At 59.7% G+C, this 14,320-nt stretch carries 15 protein-coding genes; 13 read left to right on the plus strand and 2 right to left on the minus strand.

What is annotated here, in order from left to right; translation table 11 throughout:
* Position 1: 1 nt before the first annotated feature.
* Genes MGMAQ_RS00630 through MGMAQ_RS00640 form a run of 3 tightly spaced genes read left to right on the plus strand, consistent with a single transcriptional unit; the run spans position 2 to position 2,435 of the window.
* Positions 2 to 1,411: a HAMP domain-containing sensor histidine kinase gene (locus MGMAQ_RS00630; protein WP_046020001.1), complete on the plus strand. Its 1,410-nt coding sequence runs from the start codon at positions 2 to 4 to the stop codon at positions 1,409 to 1,411.
* A complete protein-coding gene (locus MGMAQ_RS00635) occupies positions 1,408 to 2,181 on the plus strand; it encodes a methyltransferase domain-containing protein (RefSeq protein ID WP_046020002.1) in 774 nt (257 codons plus the stop codon). Before MGMAQ_RS00630 ends, MGMAQ_RS00635 begins: the two co-directional genes overlap by 4 nt.
* Positions 2,178 to 2,435 carry a SemiSWEET transporter gene (locus tag MGMAQ_RS00640; RefSeq protein ID WP_046020003.1) on the plus strand — a complete coding sequence of 86 codons (258 nt, stop codon included), beginning with the start codon at positions 2,178 to 2,180 and terminating at the stop codon, positions 2,433 to 2,435. The genes MGMAQ_RS00635 and MGMAQ_RS00640 overlap by 4 nt, the downstream gene beginning before the upstream one ends.
* Positions 2,436 to 2,541: 106 nt before the next feature.
* On the opposite strand, the gene MGMAQ_RS00645 is transcribed toward MGMAQ_RS00640, so the two are convergent.
* The gene (locus tag MGMAQ_RS00645) at positions 2,542 to 2,916 is read right to left on the minus strand and encodes an STAS/SEC14 domain-containing protein (protein WP_046020004.1); all 375 of its coding nucleotides are present in this window, start codon (positions 2,914 to 2,916) and stop codon (positions 2,542 to 2,544) included.
* 480 nt (positions 2,917 to 3,396) lie between these two features.
* Between MGMAQ_RS00645 and ccoN the strand changes: the two genes are divergently transcribed.
* From ccoN to panC, 10 genes are all read left to right on the plus strand, one after another.
* Positions 3,397 to 4,866 (plus strand): cytochrome-c oxidase, cbb3-type subunit I, encoded by a 1,470-nt coding sequence (gene ccoN, locus MGMAQ_RS00650; protein ID WP_046020005.1) that lies wholly within the window; start codon positions 3,397 to 3,399, stop codon positions 4,864 to 4,866.
* 11 nt (positions 4,867 to 4,877) lie between these two features.
* Positions 4,878 to 5,606, plus strand: a complete 729-nt coding sequence (gene ccoO / locus MGMAQ_RS00655) for a cytochrome-c oxidase, cbb3-type subunit II (RefSeq protein WP_046020006.1) — start codon at positions 4,878 to 4,880, stop codon at positions 5,604 to 5,606.
* Positions 5,607 to 5,650: 44 nt separating this feature from the next.
* On the plus strand, positions 5,651 to 5,800 hold the full coding sequence (locus tag MGMAQ_RS20140; protein ID WP_082085188.1) for a cbb3-type cytochrome c oxidase subunit 3: 150 nt from the start codon (positions 5,651 to 5,653) through the stop codon (positions 5,798 to 5,800).
* Positions 5,801 to 5,818: 18 nt separating this feature from the next.
* A complete protein-coding gene (ccoP, locus tag MGMAQ_RS00660) occupies positions 5,819 to 6,673 on the plus strand; it encodes a cytochrome-c oxidase, cbb3-type subunit III (protein ID WP_046020007.1) in 855 nt (284 codons plus the stop codon).
* 231 nt (positions 6,674 to 6,904) lie between these two features.
* Positions 6,905 to 8,359 (plus strand): cytochrome c oxidase accessory protein CcoG, encoded by a 1,455-nt coding sequence (ccoG, locus tag MGMAQ_RS00665; protein WP_046020008.1) that lies wholly within the window; start codon positions 6,905 to 6,907, stop codon positions 8,357 to 8,359.
* Positions 8,360 to 8,366: 7 nt separating this feature from the next.
* Complete coding sequence (locus MGMAQ_RS00670; protein ID WP_046020009.1) at positions 8,367 to 8,861, plus strand: FixH family protein; 495 nt, start codon at positions 8,367 to 8,369, stop codon at positions 8,859 to 8,861.
* 21 nt (positions 8,862 to 8,882) lie between these two features.
* Positions 8,883 to 11,210 (plus strand): heavy metal translocating P-type ATPase metal-binding domain-containing protein, encoded by a 2,328-nt coding sequence (locus tag MGMAQ_RS00675; RefSeq protein WP_046020010.1) that lies wholly within the window; start codon positions 8,883 to 8,885, stop codon positions 11,208 to 11,210.
* 6 nt (positions 11,211 to 11,216) lie between these two features.
* On the plus strand, positions 11,217 to 11,387 hold the full coding sequence (gene ccoS, locus MGMAQ_RS00680) for a cbb3-type cytochrome oxidase assembly protein CcoS (protein ID WP_046020011.1): 171 nt from the start codon (positions 11,217 to 11,219) through the stop codon (positions 11,385 to 11,387).
* Positions 11,388 to 11,489: 102 nt separating this feature from the next.
* On the plus strand, positions 11,490 to 12,332 hold the full coding sequence (panB, locus tag MGMAQ_RS00685) for a 3-methyl-2-oxobutanoate hydroxymethyltransferase (RefSeq protein ID WP_046020012.1): 843 nt from the start codon (positions 11,490 to 11,492) through the stop codon (positions 12,330 to 12,332).
* A gap of 10 nt (positions 12,333 to 12,342) precedes the next feature.
* Positions 12,343 to 13,191, plus strand: coding sequence for a pantoate--beta-alanine ligase (panC, locus tag MGMAQ_RS00690; RefSeq protein WP_046020013.1), 849 nt, complete (start codon positions 12,343 to 12,345; stop codon positions 13,189 to 13,191).
* On the opposite strand, the gene MGMAQ_RS00695 is transcribed toward panC, so the two are convergent.
* On the minus strand, positions 13,192 to 14,316 hold the full coding sequence (locus tag MGMAQ_RS00695) for a sorbosone dehydrogenase family protein (protein ID WP_158498737.1): 1,125 nt from the start codon (positions 14,314 to 14,316) through the stop codon (positions 13,192 to 13,194).
* Positions 14,317 to 14,320: the final 4 nt, after the last annotated feature.

The following is a 14,320-nucleotide window of genomic DNA, read 5'->3' on the forward strand; positions in this document are numbered from 1 at the left end:
AATGAGCGATTCCAATGTCAGCACTCCCTCCTTCGCCACCGGGCTGTCGGCCCGGCTGTTGCTGTTGATCGTCGCGCTCATTTTGCTCAGCGAAGCGTTGATCTACGTGCCGTCCATTTCCCGCTACCGCCGGGCCTGGTTGCAAGAGCATCTGGCCGCCGGACATCTGGCTTCCCTGGCCCTGGAAGCCACGCCGGATCAGATGGTCGACGAGGAACTGCGCGACCGGTTGCTGTTCCATGCCGGGGCCCATGGGGTGGCGATCCAACGCGAGGGTGCCCGCTTCTTGGCCCTGTCCGCCGATATGCCCCCGGCGGTGGACGAGACGGTGAGCCTGGACCGGGAAGACTGGTTCTATTGGATTCAAGGTGCCTTCGAGACTCTCGATCGGGAGGGCAGCCACGTGTTGCGGGTGATGGGTAAATCCCCCAAGGCCATGGAGGCGCGGGTGGAAGTGGTGCTGGACGAAGCTCCGCTGCGGTCGGAGATGCGCGGTTATTCACGGCGGATTTTGCTGCTCTCGCTGGTGATATCGGCGGTCACGGCGGTTTTTGTCTATCTGGGCCTGCATTGGATGATGGTGCGGCCCATGCGGCGGATCACCGCCAGCATGGTGGCCTTCCGTGGCGACCCAGAAGGGGATGGTCACCGGCTGCCCGATACCGACCGACAGGATGAAATCGGCGTTGCTCAGCGGGCTTTGGCGCAAATGGAAGAGGATGTTCGCTCCGCCCTTCGGCAAAAGGCCCGACTGGCGGCCCTGGGCGGGGCGGTGACCAAGATCAACCATGATCTGCGCAATTCCCTGGCCACGGCCATGTTGGTCTCGGACCGTCTGGCAGCCAGCGCCGATCCGGATGTCCGCGAGATCACGCCGAAACTGATTCGCTCCATTGATCGGGCGGTCGCCTTGTGCAGCCATACCCTGGACTACGCCGGAGAACGGGACGTGCCTCTTTTCAAGGAACGCTTCTACCTGACCGATCTGGTACAGGATGTGATCGCCGGGTTGGTCATCGACCGGGATGGCGACGGCGAGGTCTTGGCCCATGTTCCGCCGATGCTGGAACTGGTGGCCGATGAAGGGCAGTTGCACCGGGCCTTGACCAATATCGGGCGCAATGCGCTGCAAGCGGGGGCAAAACACGTTACCATTGAGGCTCACGACCGCAATGGCATCGTCGTGATTGCCATCACCGATGACGGCCCCGGTCTGCCGCCCAAGGCCCAGGACAAGCTGTTCCAGCCCTTTGCCGGTTCGGCACGCAAGGACGGCACCGGATTGGGATTGGTCATTGCCCGCGACGTGGCGCGCGCCCATAACGGGGATCTGGTACTGGACCGCACCGGCGCGGAGGGAACGGTGTTCACCTTATCCCTGCCCCCTGGCGAAGAGGATGAAATCACATGAGTACTTGGGATCCGGAACAATACCTTCGCCATGCCAGTGCGCGTCTGCGTCCGGCGGTGGATCTGCTGGCCCGCGTGGGAGCGGACTCTCCGGACCGCGTGATGGACCTGGGCTGCGGCACGGGCATTTCAACCCGACTGCTGAGCACCCGCTGGCCCGGCGCGCGAGTCACCGGTTTGGATAATTCGCCCCGTATGCTGGCCAAGGCGCGCGCCGAGGGTGGGGACGTGGACTGGGTGGAAGGCGATGCGGGTACCTGGAGTCCCGACAGGCCGGTGGATCTGCTGTTCAGCAATGCCGTCTTGCACTGGCTGCCTGATCACGGGTCCTTGCTGCCAAAAATGATGTCCTTTGTGGCGCCTGGGGGCTGGTTAGCGATCCAGATGCCGCGATTCGGCGAACTGCCCGCCCACAAGGCCCTTGCCATGGTGGCCGATAGCGCCCTTTGGGAAGACCAACTGGCCGATGCCGTGCCGCCGAGTCCGGTGTTATCGATCAGTGCCTATTACGATCTGCTCTCCCCGTTGGGCAAAGAGCCGGATATCTGGGAGACCGAGTATCAACATGTGCTGGCAGGCGAGGATCCGGTGCTTGATTGGGTTATGGGCACGGCCATGCGGCCCTATCTCAGCGCCTTGACCGACCCGGAGGACCAGGCCGCCTTTGTCGAGCAATGCCGGGGCGCCCTGGCCGCGGCCTATCCGCCGCAATCGGACGGACGGACCCTGTTGCCCTTCCGACGGATCTTTATTGTCGTGGAAAAACAATGACCGATCCCGTCTCCCTCGTCGGCTTTGCCGCCGCCGCCTGTACCACCCTGGCCTTCCTGCCACAGGTGATCAAGACTTGGCGGACCCGCTCCACCGAGGATATTTCGCTGATCATGTTTCTGGTGCTTTGCACAGGAATCGGGCTGTGGCTGATTTACGGGCTGCTGACCGGCGACCATCCGCTGATCCTGGCCAATGGGGTGACTCTGGTGTTGGCCGGAATCATCTTGTTCTTCAAGCTGCGGCACGGCTAGATCACGTCGTGTTTGATCGGATTCGATCAAACATGAAAAACGTGATCGATCCCAATAGAGTCACGCCTATCCAACGGGTCCAATTGATCCCGGCAGGCGCGAACGCCTAATCAGCGGGGCCATCCGCCGTTTCCAGCCAGGTCCAGGCCTCGTCTTCGCGCGATAGGTCGAAGTATCGAGTCTCTCCCGGATGGAATTCTTCGATGGCCTGGGCCAGGAAGCGCTCCCAAACGGAATCGCCCACGACCGCCAATAGTTCCAGATCCCGCCAATGGTGCAAGCCGAACAGGAAATCGTCCCACATGGCATGCAGATCGGCGCCCTTGAAACCGTCCATATCGAACAGCAACCGCACTTGTCCGTACCGGGCGGTCAGTTCCTCGAGCTTGGGCAAGAGGCTCTCGTAGTCCTCATGGTGCAGGTGGCCTCTGGCCCGCACGCCTATTACCCGTCCCCGGCTTCGTTTGAGAATATCGAACATGGCATTGCTCCCACAGTGACCTGCGGCAAAACCCGCTCCTTCATATATTATAACACCGATTGCCCATGGGAGCCATGGCCACGCTCTCGGAAGACGCGCTATTCATTGAGGTTTTTTCAATGAACAACACCGTTAAATTTGTGATATTCAGAGGCAATGGGCAGTTTGAGCTCTTTATGTGGGAATTAAAAACATCGCGCTTTTTTCGGTAGTAATACTTTTAGTGTGGTTTTTCTGTTTTTTTGGCCCCAATCAAGGCTTTCCGGGCAAAAAATGAGGAAATGCGGTTTGACTTTCGTCCGCGCCCCTTTATAAGATCACATCCATATCTAGAGGTATCCGTGGCCGGTGGCTGCGGACACGGGCGCTCCGGCTTCATCCGCAAGCGCGATGTCCTTTCCCGCCATCGGGGGGTTGAGGACGGGCATCGTCGGGAGGAGTAGGGGCGTCGTTTGTAAACAAGGGGAACAGGAGTTCGGGATGAACCAAGCGACAGCAGCAGAGCCGGTCGCCTACAACGAGGAGGTCGTCAAGAAGTTCGTTGTGGCCGCCACGTTTTGGGGTGTCATCGGCTTTATCGCCGGTGTTTTTATCGCGGCACAGCTTGCCTTTCCGATTTTGAACCTAGGGCTTGAATGGACGACTTTCGGTCGTCTGCGTCCGGTTCACACATCGGCGGTGATCTTTGCCTTCGGCGGCAACATCATGCTCGGCACCTCATTCTATGTGGTGCAACGGACCTGTCGGCAAACATTGTTCGGCGGCAAGGGTCTCGGCAATTTCGTATTCTGGGGCTTCCAGCTGGTGATCGTGCTGGCAGCGGCCGGATATGTTCTGGGGATCACCCAGGGCAAGGAATATGCGGAGCCCGAGTGGTACGTGGATCTGATCCTGACGGTGGTCTGGGTGGCTTATTTGGTGGCTTTCGCCGGTACGCTGATGACTCGTCGTGAATCACATATTTATGTGGCCAACTGGTTCTATCTGGCCTTCATCCTGACCGTTGCGGTCCTGCATTTGGGCAACAACGCGACCGTGCCGGTGGCGCTGTTCGGTGGTGAATTCACCCGCAGCTACATTGCCTGGGCCGGCGTCCGCGACGCCATGACTCAGTGGTGGTACGGCCACAACGCCGTTGGGTTCTTCCTGACCGCTGGCTTCCTGGGGCTGATGTACTACTTCGTGCCCAAGCAGGCCAACCGTCCGGTGTACTCCTACCGGCTGTCCATCGTGCACTTCTGGGCGCTGATCTTCCTATACATCTGGGCCGGTCCGCACCATCTGCACTACACGGCTCTGCCCGATTGGACGCAGACTCTGGGCATGACCTTCTCGATCATGCTGTGGATGCCGTCCTGGGGTGGCATGATCAACGGCATCATGACCCTGTCGGGTGCCTGGGAGAAGCTGCGGACCGATCCGGTGCTGCGCTTCTTGGTGACCTCCATCGCCTTCTACGGCATGTCGACCTTCGAGGGTCCGGCCATGTCCATCAAGGCGGTGAACTCGCTGTCCCACTACACCGACTGGACCATTGGCCACGTGCACTCCGGTGCCCTGGGCTGGGTTGCCTTCGTCAGCTTCGGCGCTTTGTACTACCTGTATCCGAAGCTGTGGAACCGTGAGCGCCTGTACAGCCTGCGGCTGGTATCCTACCACTTCTGGATCGCCACCATCGGCATCGTGCTCTACATCACTTCCATGTGGATCTCCGGGATCATGCAGGGCCTGATGTGGCGTGCTTACGACGAACTGGGCTTCTTGCAGTATTCGTTCATCGAATCCGTCGAAGCGATGCATCCTTACTACGTGATCCGGATGCTCGGCGGCGTGCTGTTCGTGCTCGGCTCCCTGATCATGGTTTACAACTTCATCAAGACGGCCCGGGGCGATATCCGGCATGAAGAGGCTTTCGTTGAAGCCCCCCATGCCACCTCGGCCGCCGAATAAGGGGGGATGACATGAACCACGAGATATTCGAGAAAAACGTCATCCTTTTGGTGATCACCATTTTGATCACCATCTCCGTGGGTGGCTTGGTGCAGATCGTTCCGCTCTACACCATGGACTCAACCATCGAAAAGGTGGACGGGATGCGTCCCTATACACCTCTCGAACTGAAGGGACGGGATATCTACATCCGTGAGGGCTGCTACCTTTGCCACTCGCAGATGGTCCGTCCGTTCCGCGACGAGGCCGAACGCTATGGCCACTACAGCCTGGCGGCCGAGAGCATGTACGACCATCCGTTCCAGTGGGGATCCAAGCGTACGGGTCCGGATCTGGCGCGTGTGGGCGGCAAGTACTCTAACGCCTGGCATACCGCCCACCTGATCGACCCCCGGGCCGTTGTGCCTGAATCGGTCATGCCTCCTTATGCGTTCCTGGCCGAGAAGGAAATCTCCTTCCCGACCATGCAGGCGCACATGAAGGCACTTCAGGTCGTCGGTGTTCCGTACACCCAAGAGCAGATCGACAATGCCATGATGGATTTCCAAAGCCAGGCCAATGGTGACGGCGACGATGCCGACACCGATGCCCTGGAAGCGCGGTATCCGAAGGCACAGATCGGCGACTTTGACGGTGATCCGTCCAAGGTCACCGAGATGGACGCTCTGGTCGCTTATCTTCAAATGCTGGGGACGCTGGTGGACTTCACCACGTACGACGCGAAGATGGGTTATCGGTAAGAAACCGACGAGATAATCAGGCAACCGGAAGGAACGAACGTACTATGGAAAGTTTGCAAGAACTCTACCAACTCGCCCGTTCCTTCTGGGTCGTCTGGTTGATGATTTTGTTCATAGGGATCATCTGGTGGGCCTTTCGCCCCAAGAACAGAGGCTTGGAAGACCATGCCTCGATCCCGTTGAACGATGACTGATTAATGGAGGGGAATGTCATGGCGCAACCCGAAAGAGACGCCCTGACCGGCACCGAGACCACTGGACACGAGTGGGACGGTATCCGGGAGTTGAATACGCCGCTTCCCAAGTGGTGGGTTTATGTCTGGTTTGCAACCATCATCTGGGCAATCGGTTACTATGTGGTCTATCCGTCTTGGCCGACCATGAACGATTATGTCAAGGGCATGTGGAACTACTCGTCTCGTGCACAGCATGATCAACATATGATGGCGGTCAAGGAATCCCAGGCTTCCTGGGCTGGCAAGTTCGAGTCGACTTCGGTGACCGAGGTCTACAACGACAACACCTTGCGCAGCTATGCCATGGCCGGCGGCCAGTTCTTGTTCAACGAGAATTGTGCGCCTTGTCACGGTGCTAACGGGCAGGGCAATCCGGGTTACCCGGTGCTGGCCGATGATGACTGGCTGTGGGGCGGTAGCCTCGAAGCCATCGAGACCACCATCCGCTACGGTATTCGGTCCGGCCACGACGAAGAACGGGCCAATGAAATGCCTGCCTTCGGTGCCGACGAACTGCTCAGCGCCGATCAGCTGGCACAGATGACCGATTACGTCCTGAACCTGGCTGGTCAGGGTGGCTCCGATGCGGGCAAGGATCTGTTCATCGAACAGTGCGCGTCCTGCCATGGTGAAGACGGCAAGGGCATGACCGATCTGGGCGGCCCGAATCTGGCCGACGGCATCTGGCTGTTCGACGGCGGCAAGGAAGGCATCATGGCGCAACTCAACAAGCCGACCCACGGGGTGATGCCCGCTTGGGAAGGTCGTTTGAGCAATGTGGCCATCAAGCAGCTGGCAATCTACGTGTCCACCCTCGGTGGTGGTCAGTAACACCAACATTTAAGGCGGCGGGGTCAGTGGGCCCCGCCGTTTTTTTGCTTTTCTTTTTAGAATTATTCTTGTTATATTGTAACTCTAGGGTATACTGGGGTACGACGAAATTGGGGAGACACGGGTCTGCGGTGAAACCAGCGGACTCGCGATGTCTCTCTTTGCATGTTAAGACGGTGCCCGACCGACTGAACCCGAGGCGGCGGCCCGAAAAATATAACGGTGACGACCATGGCAGATTCGAACCAGACCGCCTCCAACCAACCCATGACTCCCCCTCCGCTGTTTGCTGCCACGCAGGCCATATATCCGCGTGATATCAAGGGAACGTTTCGAACGGTCAAATGGGTGGCGCTATGGGTGCTACTGGGAATCTACTACGTCTTTCCGTGGCTGAAATGGACTCGGGGCGAGGGAGTCACCGACCAATTCCTGCTGCTCGACATGGCTGGTCGCCGGGGCTATATCGGCCCCATCGAGATCTGGCCGCAGGAGGTCTATTACCTCACCGGTGTGTTGATCCTGGCTGCCATCGGGTTGTTCTTCTCCTCGGCGCTGTTGGGACGTGTATGGTGCGGATTCGCCTGTTTCCAGACCGTCTGGACCGACCTGTTCATGTGGGTCGAGCGGCGCATCGAGGGTGATCGAAACAAGCGCATTGCCGCCGACAAAAAACCCATGAACCTGGCCAAGTTATCCAAGAAACTGGTCAAGCATATTCTTTGGATGTTCATCGCCCTGGCCACCGCCGGTTATTTCGTTTTCTATTTTGTCGAGGCCGATGTGGCCTTTTGGAGCATGCTGGATGGCACGGCCGGGGGCTGGACCTACTCGGTGGTCGGTACCCTGACCTTTACCACCTATATGGCGGCGGGCTGGGCCCGGGAACAGATCTGTATTTACATGTGCCCCTATCCCCGTTTCCAGGCGGCCATGTTCGATGAAGACACGTTCCTGGTGACCTACGAGGAGTGGCGCGGAGAACCACGCGCCAAGTTCAATCCCAAGCAGGGTTTCGACGAAAGCCGGGGCCATTGCGTGGATTGCGGCATGTGTGTCCATGTCTGTCCCACCGGGGTCGATATCCGAAAAGGCAATCAGTTGGCCTGTATCGGCTGTGCCCTATGCGTGGACGCCTGCAATACGGTCATGGACCGCTTCAAAATGCCGCGCAATCTGATCGCGTATGATTCCGAGCGCAATCAGGTGCTTCGTTCCCAGGGCGGAAATCCGGTGAGAAAATGGGTCCGCCCCCGGACGATCGGCTATACGGTGCTGATGATAGCGGTCATGGCGATCATGGCTATCGGGTTCAGCAACCGGGCATCCATCGAGATCAACATCCTGCGTGATCGGGCCCCGTTGTTCGTCCGCCTGTCGGACGGCAATATCCGCAACGGCTACACATATAAGATCCTCAACATGGTCTCGCGGTCGAAAACCTATGAACTGTCCCTCAAGGGCATTGATGGTGCGCTGATGACCGTGATCGGTTACCAAAAGACACCATCGGCCAAGGCGACACTGCCGGTCAAATCGGATACGGTGGGCACTTTCAAGGTCTATGTGAAATCCGGGACCGACGTCCTGGATGGGGAGTCCACGGATCTGGACTTTGTCCTGACCGACACAGAAACCGGGGAATCGGTTTCCAATAGCAGCGTTTTCCGCGCTCCAAGGAGATAGAAACATCATGGCCGCACAACGCGCCGACGGTTGGTGGTACCCCTGGATCTTTGTTGTTGGCATGACCATTGTGGTCGTGGTCAACGGCTTTTTGATCTATTTCGCCACCAGCACCTATAGCGGTCTGGAAACGGAAAACCACTACGAAGAAGGCATCGCCTATAATCAGACCCTGGAAATGGTGCGCCAGCAAGAAGCCATGGGTTGGACCGCCGAAATCAACTTTACCCCCTCTGGGGAAAGCGCCGAAGGGGTCAATGGTACCTTGCTGGTCAAGCTGCTTGATCGGGATGGCAGCCCGGTCCCGGGCCTGAAGGTCAAAGCCTACTTCATCCGTCCGACAAAGGAAGGTTTCGACCGCGAAGCCGACATGCTGCCGTTCAGTGGTGGATCCTATGCCACGCCTGTTTCGCTGCCGCTCAAAGGCCAGTGGGACGCCCATGTCGTGGCCCTAGGCGGCGAGGTGCCGTTCCAGCAGGTCGAACGCTTCGTGGCCAAGTAGGCCCGCAGGTGCGGGGGTTCCATGGCTGACTGCCTGCATTGCGGCACGCCGGTGCCCGACAACAGCGATGGTGGCCGGGATTTCTGCTGTCACGGCTGCGAGGCGGCCTACGACCTAGTCCGGGGCCTGGGGCTCGATGCCTATTACCAACGTCGCTGCATTGATCCGGAAGCCCGGATCCTCAAGCCCGACGAAGATGACACCGACATCGACTATAGCCGCCATGTGCGCACTGGCGAGGATGGTGGCCATCAGCTTTCCTTGATGGTCGAAGGTTTGCATTGCGCAGCCTGTGTTTGGCTGATCGAATCAGTTCTATCCAGGAATCCCGCTGTCACTCAGGCCCGGGTCAATATGACCACCCATCGCCTGAACCTGGCCTGGACCGGTGATGCCCACAAGGCCGATGACATTATTCACACGGTTCTGACCCTGGGCTACCGGCTGGTGCCCTTCGATCCGGAGCGTTTGAGCGCCGAGGGTTTGAAGCGGGAAAAAGAATTGTTGCGGGCCATGGCGGTGGCAGGATTCGCGGCGGGCAACGTGATGCTGCTTTCCGTATCGGTCTGGGCCGGTCATGCCAGCGGCATGATGCAGTCCACCCGGGATCTGATGCATTGGCTGTCGGCACTGGTTGTTCTTCCGGCGCTGGTCTATTGCGGGCGGCCCTTTTTCCGTTCCGCCCTGATTGCCCTGCGCGGCGGCCATACCAACATGGACGTGCCCATTTCCCTGGCGGTGATCCTGACTGCCGGGATGAGCCTGTCCGAAACAATGCGCAGCGGGCCGCATGTGTACTTCGATTCAGCGATCATGCTGTTGTTCTTCCTGCTCATCGGGCGCTACCTCGATAGCCGGGCGCGGGGTCGGGCGCGGGCATCGGCTGAACGGTTGCTGGGACTGACGGCGACAGCGGTCACGGTCATCGATGAGGATGGCACCCGTCGTTTCTTGCCCTTGGAAGAGGTCCACGACGGCATGACCGTGCTGGCGGCGGCGGGGGAGAAAATCGCCGTGGATGGGGAAATCCTCACCGGGCGCAGCGATGTGGACGCCTCCATGATCAGCGGCGAAAGCACGCCGGAAACGGTTGCGGAGGGAGACAAGGTATTCGCCGGCACAACCAATCTCAGCGGCCCTTTGACCTTGCGCGTGACCGCGACGGGGGAGGGGACCTTGCTGGCGGAAATTGTCCGCTTGATGGAATCCGCCGAACAGGGCCGGGCCCGATATGTGGCGGTGGCCGACCGGGTCGCCCGCTGGTATGCCCCGGTGGTCCATGGGCTGGCCTTGGTCACTTTCCTGGGCTGGTGGGGGTTGGGTGGCCTGGATTGGCAACCGGCTTTGATGATCGCCGTTTCGGTATTGATCATCACCTGTCCCTGTGCCCTGGCCCTGGCCGTGCCGGTGGTTCAGGTTATTGCCTCGGGCCGTTTGATGCGCCAGGGTATCCTGCTTAAGAACCCGTCGGCCCTGGAGCGCCTGGTACAGGTGGACCGGGTGGTTTTCGACAAAACCGGTACCCTGACCATCGGCAAGCCCGTTCCGGCCAATCTCGATGAACTGGCAGAGGCTGATAAAACCCTTGCCGCGTCCATGGCCGCGGCCAGCAAGCATCCCCTGGCACGCGCTTTGTGCCGCGCCCTGCCCATGGTGCCGGTGGCCCAGGGGGTGGCAGAAGTGCCCGGACGCGGTCTGGTCCTGGGCGAGGTCAAGCTGGGGGCCCGGGATTGGTGCGGGGAGGCGTCCGCCCCGTCGAGCGAGGGGCCGGAGTTGTGGTTGTCACAACCTAAAAGGCCTGCGGTGCTGATCCGCTTCACGGATAGACTACGGCCCGATGCCGAAGCGGTTGTCGCGTCTTTGTCGGCGGAAAAAGAAATCCTCTCCGGCGATCGGGAGCCGGTGGTCTCGGCTGTGGCCGAAGCCGCGGGCATTGCGCGTTGGCGTGCCAACTGTTCGCCGACTGACAAGACCGACCGTCTGGAATCCCTTGCCGCCCAAGGAGCGCATACCATGATGGTCGGTGACGGCCTCAATGATGCGCCGGCACTTGCGGCGGCCCATGTGTCCCTGTCGCCGTCCACCGCCGTGGATGTCAGTCAGACCGCCGCCGACGTGATTTTTCAGGGCGATCGCCTGGCCCCGGTGGCGGAAGTCTTGGCGGTGGCCCGGCGCGCTGATCGGCTGGTCAAACAGAACTTCCTGCTGGCCTTCCTTTACAATGCCTGTACCATTCCCTTGGCGGTCGCCGGGTATGTGACCCCACTGATTGCCGCCGTGGCCATGTCTTCGTCATCGCTGGTGGTCATCTCCAACGCCCTCCGGTTGGGGCGCAGAATAGGGAAATAGCGCACCTTGGACATTATCATTTACCTCATACCCATTGCCCTCGGCCTCGGTGCTTTGGGCCTGACCGCCTTTCTTTGGGCCTTGAAAAGCGGCCAGTTCGAGGACCTGGACGGGGCGGCCAACCGCATCCTGTTCGACGATGAAGAGGTCAAAAAAACACCGCTCGATAAAAAGTGAATTGAAAAATTGGTGCAGTGCCCCATATCTTTCTTCGCAGGTGCAATAATTTGTGCTACAACATTACGACAGACCCCGTCATGATCATCGACGAGAGCCGACATGAGCGTACATAAAAAGATCCAAAAGATGACCGCCCCCAAGATTCGGGCCCGCAAGGGGGCAGAGCCCCTTGTCTGTTTGACCGCCTACACCACACCCATGGCCCGCAATTTGGACGACACGGTGGATCTGCTGCTGGTCGGTGATTCCCTGGGCATGGTGGTCTATGGCCTTGATAGTACTTTGGGCGTGACACTGGATATGATGATCGCCCATGGGGCGGCGGTGGTGCGCGGCGCGCAACAGGCCTGTGTCATTGTCGATCTGCCTTTCGGCAGCTATCAGGAATCTCCCGAACAAGCCTTCCGCAACGCCGCTCGGGTAATGGCCGAGACCGGCGCCGACGGGGTGAAGCTCGAAGGCGGCGCCGAAATGGCTGAAACAGTCGCCTTTTTGAGCCAACGGGGCATTCCGGTGATGGGCCATGTGGGGCTGATGCCGCAATCGGTCAACACCGCTGGTGGGTTCCGGTCCCACGGCAAGGATTTCGCCGAGGGCGAACGCATTCGCCAGGACGCCTGGGCCGTTGCCGACGCCGGGGCTTTTTCCCTGGTCATCGAAGGCACCGTGGAGCCCTTGGCCCGCGAAATAACCGAAATGGTTCCCGTTCCGACCATCGGCATCGGCGCCTCGCCCGCGTGCGACGGCCAGATTCTAGTGGTTGATGACATGCTCGGGAGCTTTACCGACTTCCAACCCAAGTTCGTCAAGCGCTATGCCCATTTGGCCGACGACATTCACGCCGCCGCCGAGGCCTATGCCGATGACGTGCGATCCCGCAAATTCCCAACCGCCGAGCATTGTTTCGGTGCCGTACGAGCAGTTCGCGTCGTCGGAGAATAAAGGCTCATTCATGGAACCGGAAATCGTTCGCAACGTAGGCGACCTGCGCGCCCGCTTGGCCACATGGCGAGTAGGCGGAGAAACCATCGGCTTCGTGCCGACCATGGGCGCCTTGCATGAAGGCCACCTCAGTCTGGCCCGCGCCGCCGCCGAAAAGACCGACCATGTAGTTGCCTCGGTCTTCGTCAATCCCACTCAATTCGGCCCCAACGAAGATCTGCACCGCTATCCGCGCGACGAGGCTGGGGATCGAAAAAAGCTGGGCGATGCCGGTGTCTCGATCATGTATGTGCCGCAGATGCAGGAAGTCTATCCCATGGGCGAGCAGACCCGGGTAATTCTGCCGGAACTGGGCGATATCCTCGAAGGGGCTTACCGTCCCGGATTTTTTACCGGGGTCGCGACCGTGGTCGCCAAACTGTTAATCCAGGTGCTGCCCACGCTGGCCTTGTTCGGCGAGAAGGATTATCAGCAGCTGCTGGTCGTTCAACGCATGGCGACGGACCTGAGCATGCCAACCCGCATCGAAGGCCTGCCGACGATACGCGAATCCGACGGTCTCGCCATGTCATCGCGGAATGTCTATCTGGGCGAGGAAGAGCGGGTACAGGCCAAGGCGCTGTATGAAGTGATCAAGGACATGGCGCGCCGGTTCCGCTCCGGCGAATCCCCCGAGGCTCTGAGCCAATGGGCCACCGGCTGTCTGGTGGATGCCGGATTCCGCAGTGTCGACTACGTCACCGTTCGCGATGCCGGGAACCTGTCGGAAGTGGAAGCCTTTGACGAAAAAAGGAAATTCCGCATTCTGGCCGCTGCCCACATGGGCGGTGCCCGCCTCATCGACAACATCGCGGTGTGATCAAGGCTTGGTATAAGTGATCCGGTAGATCGCTCCGGCGGAATCATCGGACACCAACAACGAGCCGTCCCACAACACCGCCACGTCCACCGGGCGGCCCCAAGCCTCGCCCTCCTTCAACCATCCTTCCGCGAAAACTTCCTTGCGCAGGGCGTTGCCCTTGGCGTCAAAACGGATTCGCATCACCCTATAGCCATCGGGTTCTGCCCGGTTCCAAGAGCCATGCTGCGCCACGAAGGCGTCATTGCGATAGGCGGCGGGGAAAGAGTCGCCGGTATAAAAGCGGATACCCAGGGGCGCCACATGGGCATTGAAGTCGATATCCGGGAACCGCACTCCGGCGGGGGTCTTTTCGCCTTTGAAGTCGTCGGTCCGGGCCCTGCCGCCACCGTAAAAGGGAAAGCCGAAATGGTGTCCGGCCTTGTCGGCGCGGTTCAGCTCGTCGTGGGGGGAATCGTCGCCCATCCAATCGGCGCCGTTGTCGGTGAAAAACAGGTTTCCGGTGACCGGATGGAAATCCAGACCGACGGAATTGCGCACGCCGGTGGCGTGAGTTTGGGGTTTCCAGGTTTTGGGATCAAAGCGTTGGATGGTGCCTTCCATGCCCTTCAGGGCGCAGACATTGCAGGCGGCGCCAATGGCCACATACAAGCCGTTGTCCGGCCCAAAGGCCGCATAACGCCAGCCATGCCAGCGTAAATCCGGCAGGCCTTCGTATAGCACTTCGGCCTTCAACCGGGTCTCGGGCTTCAAGTCACCAATGGGCAACCGTAGCAGGCGGTGGCGCTCGGCGATATAAAGCGCCGACGCGCGCCAGGCGACGCCATTGGGCATATTGAGGTCCGATGCGATCTGAAAGGCATCCTCGGCCGTGCCGTTTTGATCCCGATCGGCGACAGCATAGACTTTGTCGCCCCGGGTGCCGACGAATACCAAACCTTTTTCGGGCGCCACCGCCAAGGATCGGGCGCCGGGAACACGGGCCCATAGGGAAATGGAAAAACCCTCGGGGAGTTTGATCCCCGCCAGATCCTTTTCCATGTCGGAATCGGCTCGCGCGGCGCACCCGCCCGTGGCCAAGATGCCCAAAAGCAGGGCCAAAAATAGAGTATGAAACATCGGCATGGCG

This window comes from Magnetospira sp. QH-2, assembly GCF_000968135.1.
In the GTDB taxonomy this organism is placed as follows: Bacteria; Pseudomonadota; Alphaproteobacteria; order Rhodospirillales; family Magnetospiraceae; genus Magnetospira.